The organism is Candidatus Zixiibacteriota bacterium (assembly GCA_029860345.1).
Lineage (GTDB): Bacteria > Zixibacteria > MSB-5A5 > GN15 > FEB-12 > JAJRTA01.
Genome location: JAOUBJ010000007.1, coordinates 160,752 through 180,233, shown reverse-complemented (window position 1 = coordinate 180,233; position 19,482 = coordinate 160,752). Strand labels below are relative to the sequence as shown.

Annotated in this window: 11 protein-coding genes and 1 tRNA gene; 2 read left to right on the top strand and 10 right to left on the bottom strand. The window is 53.8% G+C overall.

Translation table 11 applies throughout. The features are described from left to right. Positions 1-36: 36 nt before the first annotated feature. The 7 genes from OEV49_09205 to OEV49_09175 all read right to left on the bottom strand — a co-directional run bounded on the left by OEV49_09205 (position 37) and on the right by OEV49_09175 (position 7,716). Positions 37-1,176, bottom strand: a complete 1,140-nt coding sequence (locus tag OEV49_09205) for a 4Fe-4S binding protein (protein ID MDH3891248.1) — start codon at positions 1,174-1,176, stop codon at positions 37-39. Positions 1,177-1,196: 20 nt separating this feature from the next. Beyond that, positions 1,197-1,967, bottom strand: a complete 771-nt coding sequence (locus OEV49_09200) for a 4Fe-4S binding protein (protein MDH3891247.1) — start codon at positions 1,965-1,967, stop codon at positions 1,197-1,199. Positions 1,968-2,133: 166 nt separating this feature from the next. Then, entirely contained in the window at positions 2,134-2,385 is a 252-nt protein-coding gene (locus OEV49_09195; GenBank protein ID MDH3891246.1) for a S4 domain-containing protein, read from the bottom strand. Then, the gene (locus tag OEV49_09190; GenBank protein ID MDH3891245.1) at positions 2,385-3,722 is read right to left on the bottom strand and encodes a peptidylprolyl isomerase; all 1,338 of its coding nucleotides are present in this window, start codon (positions 3,720-3,722) and stop codon (positions 2,385-2,387) included. Before OEV49_09190 ends, OEV49_09195 begins: the two co-directional genes overlap by 1 nt. Beyond that, positions 3,700-5,424 (bottom strand): peptidylprolyl isomerase, encoded by a 1,725-nt coding sequence (locus OEV49_09185; GenBank protein MDH3891244.1) that lies wholly within the window; start codon positions 5,422-5,424, stop codon positions 3,700-3,702. Before OEV49_09185 ends, OEV49_09190 begins: the two co-directional genes overlap by 23 nt. Before the next feature lie 153 nt (positions 5,425-5,577). Next, positions 5,578-6,546, bottom strand: coding sequence for an HPr(Ser) kinase/phosphatase (hprK, locus tag OEV49_09180; GenBank protein MDH3891243.1), 969 nt, complete (start codon positions 6,544-6,546; stop codon positions 5,578-5,580). Between the two features lie 135 nt (positions 6,547-6,681). Next, positions 6,682-7,716 (bottom strand): PDZ domain-containing protein, encoded by a 1,035-nt coding sequence (locus OEV49_09175; GenBank protein MDH3891242.1) that lies wholly within the window; start codon positions 7,714-7,716, stop codon positions 6,682-6,684. A gap of 246 nt (positions 7,717-7,962) precedes the next feature. Between OEV49_09175 and OEV49_09170 the strand changes: the two genes are divergently transcribed. Continuing rightward, positions 7,963-8,035 (top strand) — tRNA-Asn (locus tag OEV49_09170). A 435-nt stretch (positions 8,036-8,470) separates the two neighbouring features. Here the strand turns inward: OEV49_09170 and OEV49_09165 are convergent. The 3 genes from OEV49_09165 to OEV49_09155 are packed head-to-tail and all read right to left on the bottom strand — an operon-like array spanning position 8,471 to position 12,286. Next, positions 8,471-9,592 carry a hypothetical protein gene (locus OEV49_09165; GenBank protein ID MDH3891241.1) on the bottom strand — a complete coding sequence of 374 codons (1,122 nt, stop codon included), beginning with the start codon at positions 9,590-9,592 and terminating at the stop codon, positions 8,471-8,473. 17 nt (positions 9,593-9,609) lie between these two features. Further along, positions 9,610-10,098 carry a hypothetical protein gene (locus tag OEV49_09160; protein MDH3891240.1) on the bottom strand — a complete coding sequence of 163 codons (489 nt, stop codon included), beginning with the start codon at positions 10,096-10,098 and terminating at the stop codon, positions 9,610-9,612. Between the two features lie 10 nt (positions 10,099-10,108). Next, on the bottom strand, positions 10,109-12,286 hold the full coding sequence (locus OEV49_09155) for a PAS domain S-box protein (protein MDH3891239.1): 2,178 nt from the start codon (positions 12,284-12,286) through the stop codon (positions 10,109-10,111). A gap of 839 nt (positions 12,287-13,125) precedes the next feature. Between OEV49_09155 and OEV49_09150 the strand changes: the two genes are divergently transcribed. Further along, positions 13,126-18,987 carry a T9SS type A sorting domain-containing protein gene (locus OEV49_09150; protein ID MDH3891238.1) on the top strand — a complete coding sequence of 1,954 codons (5,862 nt, stop codon included), beginning with the start codon at positions 13,126-13,128 and terminating at the stop codon, positions 18,985-18,987. The last annotated feature ends 495 nt before the right edge of the window (positions 18,988-19,482 follow it).

Genomic DNA, 19,482 nt, shown 5'->3' with positions numbered 1-19,482 from the left:
CTCGTTTCCTGGAGCCCGGCCCGGTCCTCCCGTTTGCTACCGTCCGTCATTAGTATTTTGGTTGCTGCTACCCTGGTCCTTCGACTGTTGGTTGAGTTTGTCTATCTCGTTCGTGCCGGTGGGATGCCCGTAGCTGTGGAGATATTTCTGATGGATCAGGTATTCATCCGCTGTGATCCTGTTCTGCCAGTTGCCGCTGATCCAACCGAGAGCACAAACCAGGAGATAGATTGCCACCACCCCAACGGCAACGGTTTTTTTCGAGACGTTGAAACGTTGCGGCGTTGCTTTTAGTTCGAGCGTCTGTGGAACCGGGCAAACGTCGAGACAACTCAGGCAGGTTGTGCATTCGTCGGAATTCACTGCCACAACTTTATCTACTTTGATACTCGACGGACAGACGACGGCACACTTGGCGCAATCGATGCACGACTGAACGTTGCGGCGAATCTTGAACGGACGCAGCAGCGAAAGCGATCCCAACAGAGCACCGTAGGGACAGAGATAGCGACACCAAAAGTTGCGAACGAAGAACGAAAGCACGAACAACACGACCAAGGTCCACCAAACAAAGGCGGAGATATCTGCAAAGAAGTAGTACATCTTGATGTCGGCAACCTGGTTGTACGGACTGTCCAGAAAAGTCTTAAGCGAGGCGGCGGTCATGAGAAAAAAGATAGCATAGACGAAAAAAGCCAGTAGTAGATACTTGAGACTGCGCAGTGGGTAGTCAAGCCAGCGCGGAAGTTTCATTTGGCGGCCGAACAGTTTTTTGGACCAGTCGCCCAATGACTCCGAAAGCAAGCCGACCGGACAAATCCACGAACAGAATGACTTGCCGAAAACCAACGACCCGACGATTATCGCAATCAAAATGAAAACTCCGGCCGGGTGGGCCCAGTGGATAACACCGGTCAGAAAATAATAGTAGAGACTCATCAACGAGCTGATCGGCAGAAACGCTTCCGCGCCCGGCGGCCGGTTCACGAAGGTCGCAGCGCCGCCGCTTTCCAGGTACTTGACGAAATAATGAAACTCAACGCCGATCCACACGCAGATCAACACAAATGCCACCTGAACGGCCAACCGATACCGGCCGATGGGTGCTTCCAACCCGTTGGGAACACTCTGATCTTCTTTTCGCCCGGCGTGAGTTACCCCGTTTTGGTCGCTCACTTGTCTCTCCTTAATCGTCGTCAACTCTCCTGTGGCCGGACCGCGACCGTCTGCTCGTGGATACCTCCACGGACACCTATCGTGTGCACTTCCAAAAGCGCTTGCGGGGCCGAATTCTCACGCGCCCTCAAAGTGGCATCGGCGATCCCTCCACAGCAAGGAACTTCCATCCGCAGCACAGTGATACGACTCGGCTTGGCCTGAGCAAAAATAGCTTGCAGTTTGTCGAAGTAAAAGTTCAAATCATCCAGCTTGGGACAACCTACCAACACAGCACGACCGTTCAGGTACCGAGCATGAAAGTCAGGTACGGTGAACGGCACACAGTCGGCACAGATGACCAGGTCGGCGCCCTGCAAGAAGGGTGCGCCCGGCGGCACCAACATCAGTTGGATGGGCCAATGACTCAGAAGCGACGGGTCCTCAGGCTGTGATCCACCCGGCGTAGCCGCTACCGGAGCACCGGCTGCTTTCGGAGGTCCATCAAACTGTCGCATGGCTGAACCGGGGCAGCCGCCCGAGGGTCCGGCTACCGGCATGGCCATCTTCTGGCGGGCCAGATGTTCGGCTACGGCTGCCTCATCGAAGTCAGCTGCTTCACGTTCTATGATTTTAATGGCGCCGACATGACACTCACTCAAACAGTCACCCAGGCCGTCACAATATGTGTCAGAGATCAGCCTGGCTTTACCGTCAATGATCTTGATAGCTCCTTCGTGGCAGGCAGCTACACAGTCGCCGCAACCGTCGCACTTCTCTTCGTCTATTACTATGATCTTACGGACCGCCATGGCAACTCCTCAGGCTTTGGTTCTTTCTTCTGCCTTAGTAAACGGCAGAAGCCAAAACTCGACCTTGACCGAAGTCAAGTGGCCCGGCATTAATCCAGGCGAAGCGCAGGGGCGCTTAAGTAGCCTCCCGACAGCCGCTTATAAAGACAGCGTCGGGGCTGAATGGCTATTGCTCGGTGGGTAGAATACGGAAAAACTCTTCGCGACGTTCTTTGGGTACCGATCCGGTGGGAATACCGACCACCTCGACCGTTACCGGATGGGTGCCCCGGATTGCAATGATATCGTTAAGTTTGATCTGGTAGGCCGGTTTGGCTCGCCGCTCGTTGACATGAACCAGCCCTTTCTGGGCTAGTTCTTTGGCAACGGTGCGCCGCTTTATCATGCCGACAGTCGAGAGGTAGTCATCCAGGCGCATCAGTTGTCCAGCCTGTTTTCGATATGAGTCTCAGCTTTGATCTGACCGATCCACTTGTCGACCAACCGTCCGGTTTTATCCTGCCGGGCCAGTTCTTTGAGGGAATCAAAATCATCGTCCAGTGTGTACTCTTTCTCGGCTTGGTATTCCAGAAGCTTGAACAGATGCACGCCATACTGGGTTGTAATCGGTCCACGGTATTCGCCCGGCGTGTTCCACCCAGCCACGGCGGCTGCAAACTCCGGCGGTAGATTGCCCAATGCAAACCAACCCAGTTCACCCCCCTGGGTGCGCGTTTCATTGTCGGCCGAGAATATCTTGGCTGTCTCCTCAAACGAGGCTCCCTCACGTAGCGACTGCACCAATGAATCGGCCAAGTCAAGTACTCGGATGGTATCCCCGGCCGATGGCGTTACGGCCAGCAAAAGGTGCCTGAGCTTGAGCTTGTCATCACGCTTGCCTTCACACTTGATGACGTGATAGCCAAAGGGTGAGCGCACAACGCCTGAGATATCACCTTCCTGCAACTGGAAGGCGGCACGAGCGAACTCTTCCACGACATCCTCACGAGATATCCATCCGAGATCGCCGCCTTCGGCGCCGGCGCCCAGCGAGGAATGTTGGCGGGAGATGTCGGCGAAATCGGCGCCGTCCAGTATCTCCTGCCTCAGTTGTGTGGCTCTTTGCATGACTGAATCTTCGACATCGGTCGACGGCTGGATACTCAACAGGACATGGGCCAGCCTGGCTGCCTCCGGTTGGGCCGGAATTGAATCCCTAAACTCGCCATAGAACTTCTCCACCTCGTGCCGAGAGATGGAGACCGACGACAGCTTCTTTTGAATGAAACGCTGTTTGAGAATCTGGTTCTTGACTTCGCTCTTGAATCGCTTGCGTAATTCCCGCAGAGTGATCTCTTCGGCCGCCAAAGCGTCGAGAAAAGCCTGTTCGGTAGGGAAATTTTTCGATATAGTGGCCACCCGTTCGTCCAGCGCCATTTCGACTTCTTCATTGCGTACATTGATAGTTGTGTCCAGGCGGGCGGCTATCAGAAAAAGCTGGTCGGAGATCATCTGATCCAGCACTTCGTTCTGGAGCTCCTCCACCTCGCTTTCAGATCGAGGCTGACGACCTGTCTGAAGGGCGGTGAATTGAATCTGCCCGGCCAGCTCTGAAGCCAAAATGACCTGATCGCCTACTACCGCGACTATTTTGTCGACCGTCTCACGCTGAGCATAGGCTGATGAAGACACCAACAGCAAGACCGGCAACATCAGTTGCAGGTATCTCACCAAACTGATCATTCGAGTGCCGTTATGAACCGGTCTCTTCCTCATCAGGATACCTATCCATGTCAATTGTAGCCCGGAGCGCGTCCTCATAGACTTCGTAATCTATTGTCTGTTTGCGCTCGTCCACCCAGGCCGCAAAGGCGGCATGAGAATTCTGTTGTGATATTTTCTCGAAGATGATCCGTTTGACACCGAGGAAATCTTTCAGTACCGGTTCTGTTTTGTCGGACACCCAAAAGATGGAATACTTGCCGCGAGTTACCACCGGACCGCCGATGGTTCTCACTCTTGTTTTGGCCGCCACGGCGTGAATGTCGGGATAAGCTTCAGGACGAATGTAACCGAGATCCCCCTGGAGCGCACGCTTTCCGGGTCGCTCCGAAATCTCCAGGGCTATCTCCCTGAACTCCTCTTCAGTTTTGATACTGTTCCTCAACTCGATCGCTTTCAACTCATCGGCCAGGAGAATCTCATACACATGATAGGTTGCCGGATCGGTAAACTCGTCTGGATGCTTGTCGTAGTACATCCTGATGACACCGTCGTCCGGCGGCGGCGATTTGGGAAGCGAGTCGTTACGCATCATGTCGGCCATCGTGTACTCTTTGAACAACTTCAGCTTGCGAGACATTTCAGGATCGGAGTCCAGTCCGCGCCGGTGCGCTTCGATCAGCAGGATGTCCTGCCGTTTGATGGCTGCAATGACCAGGGCCAGAGAATCGTACTTATCCAGATCGGGGCGTACATTGGCAGGTATCTTTTTAATCTCTTCCAGATACTCCACCACTGTCATCTGGCCGCCGTCCCAGGACCCTACCACCAACTCCCGCTCGTTCCGGTCGAGTTGCTCCACATCAAAATCGTTGCGCGGCAGGGTTTCCAAAAGCTGGGGTGGATACATCTGTTCCCGCTTGTGAAGCAGATAGGCACAAGTGGTGGTATCGATAGTCACCGGATAAGCTTCGGTGATATACTTGAAGAAATCCCGTTGCAGAGCGTAACGCTTGCGCGCCGTGACTTGCTGTTCAAGTTCGGCTTTCATAGTCTTGAATTCGCGGCGTTGTTCGTTCGGCAGTCGGTCCACCAGCTTGATCAAATGAAATCCGAGATTGGATTCCACCGGCGGCGAAAGCTCACCGGGCTCCATCTGAAAAGCCACTTCTTGAACTTCATCCACCAAAGCGCCCCAGGTGAAATAGCCCAAATCCCCCTTGTTTCTTTTGGCCGAAGGGTCGATTGAACGCTCGTAAGCGATCTTCTCAAAACTCTCACCGGCTTTCAGACGCTCAAACAACACCTGAGCGGTGTCCTCGTCGCTTACCACAATATGCGAAGCTCTAATCTTGTCCTCCAGGCGTTCCCAGAAGTCACGTACTTCGGTATCTCCCACAGTTGCCTTGTCACTCACTTCGGTTTTGTAGAGGATATCAAGCAGGAATCGGTCCTTATTGGCCAGCACCACTCGGGCTAGTTCTTCAGAACGGTCGATACCCAGTTCGTAAGCCGCATGCACAAGCATGTGAATAATCATCAGGCTGTCAACCTGTTCCAGTTTCTTGTCGAATTCGTCCTGTGCACTGGGGAAGGCGTAATAACCAACCGGGTAAAACCGCTCGAACTCCTCAGTGGAGATTTCATAGTCGTCTACCACCGCCACGGTGCGGCCTCCGGAGCCCCCACAGCCTGAGAGGGTGGCTATCAGGGCCCAAGTGAGAACCAGAACTACTGCTTTAACTGTCGATTTCATGAACATTCCTACCTTAGAGTCGTTTTTCCTAACTTGTACAGGTCGTTTGCCGTCCGGTTCCGTTATATGCAGAAACTCGGTCACGCAGTATAAAGAATGTGTTCTGAAATGCAAGGGGTTTTGGGGGGCGGGAAAACAGTCAGCCGACGCTGTCTACTCGTAATCCGCCTCAAGATAGCCCATTGTCTGAGACTGGCGGTTGATCTTCTGCGACAGCTTCTTGGTGAACTCGATCGCCGAATTCTCACCGTACACTTTGAGCATGTGGTTCATGGCGATGACTTCGGAGATCACCGTGATGTTTTTCCCCGGCGAAATAGGCACTTTGACCACCGGCAATTCCACCGCCAGCACTTTGGTCATCTTGTCCTCGATGCCCAGCCGTTCGTAATCTTCACCTTCTTGCCAAAGAGTCAGGTTTACTTCGACCTCGATCCGTTTCTGCATCCGGATAGCGCGGATACCGAACAGCTCTTCGATGTCGATAATCCCAACACCGCGGATTTCCATGTGATGCCCCAACAGCTCCGAACTAGTGCCGATAATGACATCCGGCGCGGTGCGGGTGATCTTGACGACATCATCGGCCACCAATCGATGGCCGCGTTCGACCAGGTCCAGCGCCACCTCCGACTTGCCGATGCCCGACTTGCCGGTATAGAGAAGACCAACCCCGTACACATCAACCAGCGAGCCATGGACGTTTATGCTGGGGGCGAACAAGAGATCGAGAAAAGCGGATAGCCGGTTGGTCATTTCGGCTGTTGTCAGACGACTGGAAAACACCGCCGTGCCGTGCTTATCGGCGGCCTTGAGGAACTCGTCCGGCGGGGCGATAGCTTTGGTGATGATGACCATAGGAATGTCGTGCTCAAAAAGACGCTCCGACACCTCTGTCATGCGCTCTGCGGTAAGTTGCTGCACAAAGGCCAATTCCGTTTCACCCAGCACCTGCACCCGTTGAGAGGCGAAACGCTCGAAAAACCCGGTCAAGGCCAAGCCCGGCCGGTGTAACTCCGGATTGCTGATGATCTTCCTCATCCCGGCTTCTGTATTCAGCAGGGTGAGTTCCAGGTCCTGGTTGCGCGAACTATAGAACTTTTCTACGCTGATATTGGGCATACTTTTGCAATATACCGGGACCGCACCCCAGGGCAAGAAAGAACTTCCAAAAAGGAAGCCCCGTCGAGCGGGGCTTCTTTCAAGCAGACCGTTTAATGACTGGTCAAGTCGGAGGTACTTTAATAATAGTCGAAATCAGTTGTCGATCATCTCGCGAAGGATGTCAAGTTCGGTTTTCATTTCCTTGCGCAGGTCCTTCTGCATTTCCTTCAACTCCTGGCGGAGTTTCTCCATCTCACCTTTCAGTTTGTCACGATCCCGATCGAGCGGCGCCCTGAAACTGCTGTGAAAGTTGCTGCGCAGGTTCGGGACTCGAATGTCCAGATCATCCAACGCATCCAGGGCGTCCAGGTTGATGTCTACCGATGGGCTGGGAACGTGTGGCGTGTAGTAAGTGTCGAACAAACCACCAAAGCGAGAACCGCCATGCGATTCATCCACCTCTACCTCAAGCGTGACTTCCACTTTGTCGCGCATTACAGTAACGCTCAGATTATCGCCGGGCTCGGTGTCGTGAATATACTCAGCCACATCTCCGGCATCGCGTATCTTGTCGGAGTCGATAGCAACAATGACATCGCCCGCTTTCAGACCGGCCTCATCAGCCGGTGAATCTTCCTCGACCTCCCGAATCAGAGCGCCGCGACCTTTGTCAACACCAAAGAACTCACCCAACTGGCGGGAAAGATCGGTGACATGCACACCAATGTAGGCATGACTGGAGTGGGACCAGTTTCCGAGTCCGTAGCTGTAGTTCGAGCCGGCATCCCATTTGAAGCGACCCCGCGGACGTTCGGCCAGCTCGACCGAAACATCAATTTTTTCGCCGTCACGGAACAGACTTATCGTCACCTGATCACCAACTTTGCGTTCATCCAGCAGGTCGACCAGATCGTCATAATCGGTGACTTCTTCGCCATCGACCGCGACAATTATGTCATCGATCTCAAGCCCGACCTCTTCAGCCGGAGAATCTTCGACAAGTTCATTGACGATGACGCCATATTTGATATCGAGGTCGAATGCCTCGGCCAGATCGTAGTCGACCGATTGGGTAACAACGCCCAGCCAGGCGCCGCGATTGGAGCGAGAGCTTTTGGCCAAAGCCACGGCGCCTATCATGGCAGCCAGAGCCAGGATTATCAGAGTTATTTTTAGGTATGATTTCATCTGGTCACCTCGGGGTTCTTTGTAAAGTGTCTCTTTGGCTGTTTATACGGCTTGAAACTGCCAGAGTTTCACCCGGCGCAATTTCAGTGGGGCGGTCAATCCTTTAGGTTTTGAGGACCAATGACCTGGTTCTGAAGCTACTGCTCGGGAGCTTATATTAGCTGCAATGGCCGTGTAAAACCGGTTGACAAAATGCCGAGAAAGAATATAATGGAGCCTGCCCGACGTGGGTGATATTCGTTATACTCCCCTGTAGCTCAGTTGGTAGAGCAGCTGACTGTTAATCAGCGGGTCGCTAGTTCGAGTCTAGCCGGGGGAGCTTAAATTGCATTTGGACCCCTTCAGCTATGTAGTTGAAGGGCTTTTTGTATGTGGGGTAAAGAGTTGTGTTTTAAGTGCACTAGATCGGATCTTCTGCGGGTCTGCTGCAACTGAGAATAGCTGACATCAGATGGTATTGTTGTTTGGGGGCTGCTGATTCTCAGTTGGTATCGGCTTCGGTCTGGATGGGCTGGTCTTTCCTGCCACTGATTTAACTTTGGAAATCGACGCGTTGAGCAACAGTGCTATCTGTTCAATCGAAACCTCGGGGTGATCCCTGATCATTTCTCGGATGCGTTGTTCCAAGTGCAGGTCTCGTCGATCCCTGACTCTACCCATGCAGTGTTCTCCAGCGCATATATCTATGTCTGAAAGTAAGAAACCTATCATAGACGATTACCTGCAACATAAAAATCTCGAAATCATCGTGCCGCTATGCGGCTGGTGGTTCTTTCTTGTATAGTGTCTGATACAATTCGCGGAGCGCATCCTGAGTATCAAAGCGTGTCTCTAGGGAAAGAGTATGGAGGAGGCACTTCTTCCTGGATGGGGAGAAGTGGATTTGCCTGAGCTCCAGATATGACAAAGCCAGGCTCGACATTGACTTGCTTTCGCTGTGTGAGAGATAGGCCAGAAATGAGAGAAGAGCACGTGTCTCGTCGTTTTGGGCCAAACCCGCCTTCTCTCCCAAGATCTCAAGCCTGTGCAGAGTATCTTGGACAACGCGGTGACGGTTAGAAGCCAGAGCGGCCTCTCCAATTTCAAACAGAACTACCGCATTTCCAGCTGAAGCTTTGAGAAACTGGTGACAGACTGTTCTGGGCTGGGTTCGGACAGCTTCAACTCCCAGGCGCCTGATTAGCTCCCACACCAAATTAGCGAGTTTGTGACCGGCTTGGTTTGTATCCTGCCGACCGTCGATAATGCTTGTGGCGAGTGCGAGCAAGCCAAAGTAATTCTCTTCGTTACCCGGCTGGGCAGGATTAATGACAATGTTCACAGCTTTCCTCAGTACCGACTCCAAATACACGTCCCCACTTCTACTTCTCGGTGGGATAAGCTCAACGAGCAGATCAATCACCTGATTCTTCTCTCCGCCGGCCTCACAGTATTCTCCAATGAACAACAAGTCTTTCAAGTGATCAGGAGATATCGCGTCACGATCTTCCAAACCACTCTTGAGTTTCTCACCGAGTAATTGGATCAATCTGGAGACTCCAGAGAGCCTGAAATAGACAACCCAGGTGGCCAAGCTGATCGCCAATCCGAATACTGTTAAGTGGCCTGCAAAGCTACCATTCCAGGGCACGAGCGGCAGCAATGGGGGGTGAGGGAAGATGAGCCAGGCAAAAGCAGCCGACAACCCGAACAGATACATGGTAGCAGGTAGGAGTCCAAAGAATACTCTCCCTTGATATCTCCTGATGAGAGTCCGGAATCTCTCTGGAGTTGCAATCTGGACAATTAGACCGGGAAGACCTACGTTAAAAACCAGTAAGGTCACCGAGATAGTCAGGAATGTAGCGGCATCCGAATGTGAAAGTGGAGTATCCAAGTGATTCTTACTGTAGACTACTGTTTTGCTTCAATACTCTCGATCAATTCGAGAAGGATATTCGATCCGGCATCCTGTGACTTGTTCCGGTATGCATCTTCAGAAATCGCAAGGTCGTCAAGGTGATCGCAAAGCTCCGCCCAGGTCTCAATCGACAGTACTCCCACTTGAGATTGAGTCAGCCACTCGACAGACTTGTCGAGTTTCATCGTCGTCTTCTCCGGCAAGAAAATGGCATACAGCAAGACAAGTCCTAGTCTGGCTTCTTCTTTGTTACCTTTGGCTGATGCGAAGGATTCTCTCCACTTCTTCCCTGATCCTGAGTCCAATCTGATGTCGAAAATGACAATATCAAACTTACCTCCTGCCAATTCTCGCTCAGCATCGGTAGCGTCCAGCGCTATGACCAGTTCGTAATTGCGGCTATTCAAAACTGGAGCAGAAACATGCTTGTACTCAAACAGAGCGCCGTCTTCAATCCAGAGGACTCTTTTCCTTGATTCCATTCTCGACTCCTTACCGTTTTCTCGGTATTCTCACCGTGACAATTACCATGAAGGGCCCGGCGTACGGATCATTTGGGTCTGGCCTTGTTGCCACCGATCTGGCTGTTACTGTGATATCTCCGTCATGTTGGCGAATGACATCCCGGGCATCATGCAGTCCGACTCCGGTCCCAAGTCGACCCCGGTCACCGGACCAAACGCCACGGTAACCAAGTTCGAATATCAGTTCCTGATCGATCTCTTCCTTAGTTATTGCTACACCATAGCTGCTGATCTCGGTGACGGCATCATCTCCCTTAACGTACGAGTGAATTCTAACTTCCGACGGCTGAACAGCCTTGGCCCAGCTATACTTTATCGCATTGTGAATTATGTTCCCAAAGGCTCGGACAATATCTGACTCAGCGGCCGTTATTTTTGTCGAACGAGCATCGTTTCTGAAATCGAATCTGACATTTCGTGAAACGGCAAACGCACGGTGTTCACTGACTCCCTGTAAGATGACTGCATCCAGGTTGTATTCGCTCATGTTAAGGTCTGTGCGTTGACTCGATATCACGAAGCTGCGAAATGCTCGAACCTGATAATCCATATTCTGAACTGCGTTCGCAAGAAATCGAACGTCCTCCAAACAGCAGTATCGTTCAACATCTTCGGCCGCTCGCAGTACGTTACCAACGAGTTCATCAAGAGCTTCGTTGGTCAGAGATACATCCGACAGGGTGGCGATCTTGGTTGCTGAGTCATGGATTGCTGCAAGATGAAGCTCAGGATAGGAGACTCGAGTATCGTAGTCGGCGAGGTTAAGCAATTCTGTGTGTAGCAGGTCACTTGGCAGAAGAGGCTCCACATCTCCGCTTTTCGCAAGCTGTTTAGCAGTTTCAAGAAGTTCTTCAAGCCCGCTCTTCAGATGGTGTAGGATGGTCTCAAGTGTGTACGTTTCGTCATCAGGTGCCGTACCCGTTGCTTCAAATGGCGCTCGTTGGGTATGGGCACGGACCGGCTCAATCGTATATTGGATAAGGTTGAGCATCGAACTGTAAGTATGCAAGGTGTGTCCGACATCCCGCTTCAGTTCCCATAGTGCTGCCTCATCGCTAATATCTCGGATAGCACCGACCCGGCCGATCTCCTGGCCGCTCTTGTCAGTCAACAACCTGACATTCACTTCTATCGTAAACTCACGAGGTTCTTTCTCAAGCGTTTTCACCTTCAGCCCGTAGCCAACAAGTGGACGGCCCTGCTCGTGCTCCTTTTGTACTTCCGCCTTGAGATTCTCGTAGTCATCTGTATTCACATACATATCGAGGATGTCTCTACCAATCATCTCATCGGGTGTTTCGCACCCAAAAATCCTCAGGAAAGCGTTATTGCAAGCCCGTACAATGTCTTTTCCATCCTCCGTCCGCAGCAAGAACATCCCCACCGGCATTTCGTCCAAAATCTCTCGATACCGTGCCTGGGTGGTTATATCAATTACAACACCCTCGCGACCATCGTAGTGATTGTCTGGTGTGAACAATCCTCTAGTGAATACAGAACAGATGACAATCTCGCCCGACTTCTTGGTCAGTTCCACCTGCTCTATAACATCCGTTTCTCCATCAAGCATTCGAGTTTTGATTGCCGATGCCCGGCTGAGTTCGGCGTAGAATAACCCGATGTGCTTACCGAGAAGTTCTTCGGGGGAGTCGTAGCCGAGCATCCGCGCAAGCGACTGGTTAACCATCAGGTAATTCTCATCCTTGTCCAGACGAAAAACTCCAATGGGAACATCCTCAAAGAGGCTACGATACTCAACTTCCTCGGTAACATCAACCAGATAGCCGTGGTAACCAATAACATTCTCGTTGTCATCATCCCGTATAGCTCGACAACTTGACTTAACCCATATCTTACTATTGCTTACGTTAAAGACTATCTCTTGGTTTTCAACGAAACTACCTTTGGGCTCAGCACTTCTAGCGAGCTCAAGTAGCTCTTCGCGACTACGTTTTCTGACGTAGAAGTGTGCGATGGATTTATCCCGCCAATCGGCTTCGGAAAGCCCCAGTATCTGTCGCAGCTTCGGGTTGCAGTCAACAAACTTGCCGTTTGGAGTAACCAGATATAAGCCGAGTGGAAGGTCACGAAAGGGGGTCAGATCAACCTTGCCTTTGAGCTCTTGTTCCAGGCTCTGTGCGTCCATCATATCTCCCTTGCCAAGTGCACCCGTTGACCGATTTGTCGCAATGCAAACACAGCCATCTCCAGTATGAAACTTTACTTCCAAAAGAGAAGTGGGTTGCTAACACACAGTAACATACATCCAATAGACGATCTCTGTCAATCGATATTCGGGTCTGTCGGCGGCTGCACCAGACAGCGAAACGATCACGGCTTCCTGTAAGCTCGAGCGGTAGGCTCACGGCTTGAGCGCAGTTGGGTTGGGTCGGCTCTGCTCCCCGCACCTTCTCCTTGTCGAGCGAAACATAGGATGTGCTGTCACGGCCGATTCTTTTCTTGTCTCCCGGCTGATCTGAGAGCCAAGCACAGAAGGATCCGAGTTGAATAAAGACATCAGAGGCCGCATCCATCAGCCAGTTGCAAAACTCGTCTATTCGGGGGAGCTTTGTTTTGGCACCACAATCAGTTACAAACCTAATCACTCAGGGTCAATCCAGCAAAGGACCCAAAAGCACTCTGACTGGAGTAAGTCAAAAGCAACGATGTGGGTAGATAAGTCGATAGGATCAATCCCCAAATCGCAGATTCTGGGCTCTGTGGAGAATCCTGCAAACAGCTTAGACCCTATTCGCGTATTCTAAGCATGCTGATAAAAAAGTATTATAGGTCTAATATGTACATGTGCAAAGCCGCTCCAGGCAGGCATTTTCAGCTTGCCAGTGGACGGTATTTGTGTTAAACTCTGTTACTAAACAACAGGCCGGCGAATCCATCTTCTTGCAGCCTACAACTACTCACCTTAGAGAGTATGGAAATAAACAGTACTAACCGTTAACGCTCTTTTCTAGAAGGAGAGGGACTATGAAAAACCTGTTCACGACAAATGGAAGGCAGTCCGCTTTGGTGTTCACCATAGCGATTCTGTGTTCTATCGGCCTTTCGGCCACCGCTTTCGGACAGGCAACCAGCATTACATCTACGGGCTACCGCGCCAATGAAGGCGGCGGCGGTGCGATTACGGCTGAATGGACCACCGGTAACCTGGGTAACACCTGGGCCGAAGGCGAATGGGTGCCATATCAGTTGATTATCAGCAACGTCCAAACCGACTTCCCGAATATGGACGGTTTCCCGGACATCCACATGTCTTATGACTTCACCAGCCAGGGCAACCGGTTTGTCGATCTGGTCAGGGGCATCCAGGCCGGCACTACAGTTCTGGCCGACGGTGAAGGCTGGGTCAATGATGCCGGAACGGCCTATCCTGACGCCACTCGGGCCGGAATCGAAGACGCCCAGAACGATATCGGCAACGCCGATCCTCTGGACAACGAATGGACCAACTTCTCTCTGCTGAATCTGCCCAACTCGCAGGTCAACCGCGCCTCCGACTTCACGAGCGAGAATACGCCCGATGCGGCCGAGGCCACATTCACCATCACCAAGGCCGACCTTGTTGCCGCCGGTATTCCGTTGACTACGAATACTATCGTGATTTACTACCAGTTGCACGAGTCACGCAGTTTTGTCTGGGCCAACTCGCTACAGGAGCAGTACGACCAATACCCCACCGATGACTGGGGTGGTTATCTGTATTCGCTGGGCGCTTTCCCGGCCGACGTGCGCAACGGGGCCGGCTGGGTGCCGGGCTCGTCCGGTCACATTGAGGTCGAGTTCGCCGGTGGCGCCAAGACAGTACCGATTCCGATTCCGGAGCGGCTACCCGGCGCGGTCAGCGGTCTCAAGTGGCAGGATACCGACGGCAACGGACTCCTCGACAATGCCGAGCAGACTTTGTCCGGATGGAGGATCTATGTTTCCGGATCACTCGAAGGCATTAACTTTGAAACCTTCACTGTGACGGATGAAACCGGCAACTACTCCTTCCCCAATCTGACCTCGAACGTTGTCTGGAATATTGTCGAAGATGCTCAGCGATTCAATCCGGCATCTATCGGTTGGATGCAGACCTATCCGCAGCCCGGCGACGTCGTCGGTGTTGGCACAGGGTTCGACTTTGGATTCGTGGATGATAGTGCTGCCTATGGTTGGAAAGTCGCGTTGAGCGCCGATGTCACCGACCAGGGCGACATGAATTTCGGTAACAAACTCTGCGCGGTGACGATCACCTGCCCGCCCGATGCCACTATCGGCTGCAACGCCAGCGCAGCTCCGGCCAACACCGGCTGGCCGCTGGTCGATGCCAACTGTCCGCCGATCGACACCACCTACAGTGACAATGTGACCGAAGGTGACTGCGATGTCGACGGCTATCTCGTATGGATCGAGCGCACCTGGATCGTTACCGATGTGGCCGGCATGGCCGACACTTGTGTGCAGAATATCTACATCACCGATGAGACTGATCCGGTTATCACCGGCGTAGGACCCGATGATACAATCGAATGTCCGGCCGTGCCTCAGTTCAGCACACCGAACGCTACCGATAACTGCGGCGATCCGGAGTTCGGGTTCAACGATGTCACCACTCCGGGCGCCTGCCCCCAAGAGTATAGTGTCACTCGTACCTGGACGGCTACTGACGCCTGCGGCAATTCAGTCAGCGTCAGTCAGACCATAACGGTGGAAGACAACACGGCGCCGGTCATCACCGGTGTAGGTGGTCCTGAGACTATCGAATGCCCGGCCGAGCCGGTCTTCAGCAATCCGAGTGCCACCGATGCCTGTGGTCCCGCTGATTTGTCGTTCAACGACGTCACAACCCCGGGCAACTGCCCGCAGGAGTATTCGGTCACTCGCACCTGGACGGCTGCCGATTCATGTGGCAACACGTCCACGGCCAGCCAGACCATAACCGTCGAGGACAACACGGCTCCGGTTATCACCGGTGTCGGTGGTCCTGAGACTATCGAGTGTCCGGCCGAGCCTGTGTTCAGTAACCCGAGCGCAACCGATGCTTGTGGTCCCGCTGACTTGTCGTTCAACGACGTCACCACTCCGGGTAATTGCCCGCAGGAGTATTCGGTCACTCGCACCTGGACGGCTGCCGATTCATGTGGCAACACGTCGACGGCCAGCCAGACCATTACGGTCGAAGACAACACGGCTCCGGTAATCACCGGTGTCGGTGGTCCGGAAACTATCGAGTGCCCGGCCGAACCAGTCTTCAGTAACCCAAGTGCGACCGATGCGTGTGGTCCGGTTGACTTCTCGTTCAACGACGTGACCACCCCAGGCGCTTGCCCGCAGGAATACAGCGTCACTCGTACCTGGACAGCTACCGACGACTGCGGCAATTCATCCACGGCCAGTCAGACCATTACCGTTGAGGATAACACCGCCCCGGTCATCACTGGTGTCGGTGGTCCCCAGACTATCGAATGTCCGGCCGAACCGGTCTTCAGCAATCCAGACGCGACTGATGCCTGCGGCCCGGTAGACTTCTCGTTTAACGATGTAACGACTCCGGGCAACTGCCCACAGGAGTTCTCGGTAACCCGCACCTGGACAGCGGTCGATGACTGTGGTAACACTTCAACGGCCAGCCAGACAATCACGGTCGAAGACAATACTGCGCCGGTCATCAGCTGCCCGAACGATGTTGATTTCAGTTGTGAATCGGTCGGTGCCTTTGGTGAAGCCACGGCGGTTGATGCCTGCGATCCTGATCCAAGTATCGACTTCAGCGACGACACGGTCACTACGACCTGTCCTCTGGAGATCGTGCGCACCTGGACCGCGACCGACGCTTGTGGCAACTCCTCGTCATGCCAGCAGAATATCATCATTAATGATGAAACTCCGCCGGTTATCTCTGGCGTGGGTGGACCGCAAACTATCGAGTGTCCCGCCGAACCGGTCTTCAGCAATCCGTCGGCCTCAGACAATTGCGGCGACCCGACGCTTGAATACAACGACCAAACCACTCCGGGCGCTTGCCCGCAGGAGTATTCGGTCACACGTACCTGGACAGCTACCGATGCTTGCGGTAACACTGCCACAGCCAGCCAGACCATTACGGTAGTCGATAACACCGCTCCCGTAATCACCGGTGTCGGTGGACCGGAAACCATCGAGTGTCCGGCCGAGCCTGTGTTCAGCAACCCGAGTGCGACCGACGCCTGTGGTCCGGCTGACCTGGGCTACAACGACGTGACCACTCCTGGCGCATGCCCACAGGAGTACTCGATCACTCGTACCTGGACGGCTACCGATGATTGCGGCAACGCTTCAACGGCCAGTCAGACAATTACCGTAGTCGATAACACCGCTCCCGTAATCACCGGTGTCGGTGGACCGGAAACAATCGAGTGTCCGGCCGAGCCTCAGTTCAGCAATCCGAGTGCAACCGACGCCTGCGGTCCGGCTGACCTGGGCTACAACGACGAGACCACACCGGGCGCATGTCCGCAGGAGTACTCAATCACTCGTACCTGGACGGCCACCGATGATTGCGGCAACGCTTCAACGGCCAGCCAGACGATTACGGTCGTTGACAACACCGCGCCGGTTATCTCTGGTGTGGGGGGCAACGAGACCATCGAGTGTCCTTCCGAACCGAACTTCAGCAACCCGTCAGCAAATGACGCTTGCGGTCCGGTAGACTTTTCGTTCAACGACGAGACCACTCCGGGCGCCTGTCCGCAGGAGTTCTCGGTGACTCGTACCTGGACGGCTGTGGACGAATGCGGTAACACTTCCACGGCCAGCCAGACGATCACGGTCGAAGACAACACGCCACCGGTCATTTCTTGTCCCAGCGATGTTGACTTCAGTTGTGAGTCGGTTGGCGCCTATGGTGAGGCCACGGCGGTCGATGCCTGCGATCCGAACCCGAGTATCGTATCCAGCGACGACACCGTGACTACCACTTGTCCGTTGGAGATTGTGCGCACCTGGACAGCTACTGATGCCTGTGGCAACTCTTCGTCATGCCAGCAGAACATCATCATTCGCGATGAGACTCCGCCGGTTATCTCTGGCGTAGGTGGACCGCAGACTATCGAGTGTCCGGCCGAACCGGTCTTCAGCAATCCGTCGGCCTCAGACAATTGCGGCGACCCGACGCTTGAGTACAGTGACCAAACCACTCCGGGCGCTTGCCCTCAGGAGTATTCGGTTACTCGTACCTGGACGGCTACCGATGCTTGCGGCAACACGGCAACGGCCAGCCAGGCCATAACGGTGGTCGATAACACCGCTCCGGTTATCACCGGTGTAGGTGGTCCTCAAACCATCGATTGTCCGGCCGAGCCTCAGTTCAGCACTCCGAGTGCGACAGACGCCTGTGGCCCGGCCAGCCTGAGCCATAGTGACCAGACCACTCCGGGCGATTGTCCGCAGGAGTACGCGGTCACTCGCACCTGGACGGCGGCTGATTCATGTGGCAACACGTCGACGGCCAGCCAGACCATTACAGTTGTCGACAACACGCCACCGGTAATCTCCGGCGTGGGCGGCAATGAAACTCTGGAATGTCCCGCCGAACCGAACTTCAGCACGCCAAGTGCGACTGATGCCTGTGGTCCGGCTGATTTGTCCTATGCCGACGACACCACATTCGGCGACTGTCCGGCTGAGTATAGTATTACTCGCACCTGGACGGCTGCTGACTCTTGTGGCAACACTTCGTCGGCCACTCAGACGATCACTGTGGAGGACAACACGCCACCGGTGATTGCGTGTGCTGCTGCCGACACCATCGGTTGCGAGGATGTGCTCGAATTCACTCCGCCAACGGCTACTGATGACTGTGATTCTGATCCGGCCATAATCATGGTCGGTACCGACACAGCCGCCGGTCCGAACGACGGCGAGTTCATCTACACGCGGTACTGGTACGCGATGGATACCTGTGGCAACGCTTCCGATACTTGCTCACAGGAAATATTCAGAGAGTCCTGTCCGCGTGAGTTCTGCACCTATACGATGGGTGGCTGGGGCACCGACTGTCCGGATAGCCAGGCCGATGACATGTTCTCGACCCAACCGGGCTGCATCCGAGATCATTATTTCGATGATGTCTTCCCGGACGGTGTCACCATCGGTCATCCGGATTATTACACGGCCCACTGGACCAATTCCAGTAAGGTCCGGAAGTACCTGCCGGCCGGCGGGACACCCGGCACACTCGACGATGACTACCACAACCCCACGTACACAAGTGCGGGCGTTCTGGCCGGTCAGATACTGGCCCTGAAACTGAATGTCGGGTTCTCAGAAGCCGGTATCCCGGTGCTGCTGGGTCTGCTCGATGGCGGCGGCAATTATGGCGCCTATGTCATCGATTCTTGTGGCGGACCGTTTGCCGGTTTGACCGTCAACGAGTTCCTGGCCGTTGCAGATATGGCGGTCGGCGGTAACACCGCGGTGCTGGACGGCTTCGGAGCAACTCTCTCCGATGTCAACTTCACCGCCACCTGTCTGAATGAGTTGCACAACAACTGCCGCGATGACGTTGTCCCGTTCGTGGCTCACCCGACAGACGAGAACCTGCCGATCGAGTTCGGATTGGGACAGAACTATCCCAACCCGTTCAACCCGCTGACTGAGATCAGCTTCGCGCTGCCGAATGCGGCCCGAGTGACCCTTGAAATCTTCAACATCATGGGTCAGAAGGTTGCTACGGTTGTGGATGGGTCTTTCGGTGCCGGTCATCACAGCGTTACCTGGAACTCCGGAAGAAACGCCAGCGGTGTTTACTTCTATCGCTTGCAGGCTGACGCTTTTGTTGATACCAAGAAGATGCTACTGCTGAAGTAGCAACACAGTAGATTGATTGATCAGAGGACAGACCAATGCGGTCTGTCCTCTTTTTTTATCCCCGCTATTTGTCATTCGCAAAACCGATTTCTCAATCACCCAGTAGTGGAACTTGTTTCGTAGACCCGGCCATTGGGTCGGATGCTATCCCGACTTAGTCGGTGGCGGCCTGACTCACTCCGCGAGGTCGAAGCCCTGAAGACTCTCACCCAGTTTGTCTGAGATAGGTGAGAACCAGCTCAGAGTTCCAGTTCCGTCCAGCCGGGGGGAGCTCTTCTGTATGACCGGGCAAATCAACAAGGCAAATGGAGGGCTTTTGTATGTGGGATAAAGGGATGAGAGCTGCCAACCGTCTCAAACAAGGGCCGAGAGGATTGGGAGACTATCGATGGCTACTGCGGCAGGTTTACCACTGAGCCGGATTTTCATAGATCACTCGACCACTGTTTCGGTCAATATTGCTTGACAAATCTGGGATTCTGGGGTACTTTGTTC

Bases quoted from the DNA above. Each gene is read 5' to 3' on its own strand.
- OEV49_09200 (MDH3891247.1), bottom strand. From the start codon at position 1,967: ATGGCGGTCCGTAAGATCATAGTAATAGACGAAGAGAAGTGCGACGGT.
- OEV49_09195 (MDH3891246.1), bottom strand. From the start codon at position 2,385: ATGCGCCTGGATGACTACCTCTCGACTGTCGGCATGATAAAGCGGCGC.
- OEV49_09190 (MDH3891245.1), bottom strand. From the start codon at position 3,722: ATGAGGAAGAGACCGGTTCATAACGGCACTCGAATGATCAGTTTGGTG.
- OEV49_09185 (MDH3891244.1), bottom strand. From the start codon at position 5,424: ATGAAATCGACAGTTAAAGCAGTAGTTCTGGTTCTCACTTGGGCCCTG.
- hprK (MDH3891243.1), bottom strand. From the start codon at position 6,546: ATGCCCAATATCAGCGTAGAAAAGTTCTATAGTTCGCGCAACCAGGAC.
- OEV49_09175 (MDH3891242.1), bottom strand. From the start codon at position 7,716: ATGAAATCATACCTAAAAATAACTCTGATAATCCTGGCTCTGGCTGCC.
- OEV49_09160 (MDH3891240.1), bottom strand. From the start codon at position 10,098: ATGGAATCAAGGAAAAGAGTCCTCTGGATTGAAGACGGCGCTCTGTTT.
- OEV49_09155 (MDH3891239.1), bottom strand. From the start codon at position 12,286: ATGGACGCACAGAGCCTGGAACAAGAGCTCAAAGGCAAGGTTGATCTG.
- OEV49_09150 (MDH3891238.1), top strand. From the start codon at position 13,126: ATGAAAAACCTGTTCACGACAAATGGAAGGCAGTCCGCTTTGGTGTTC.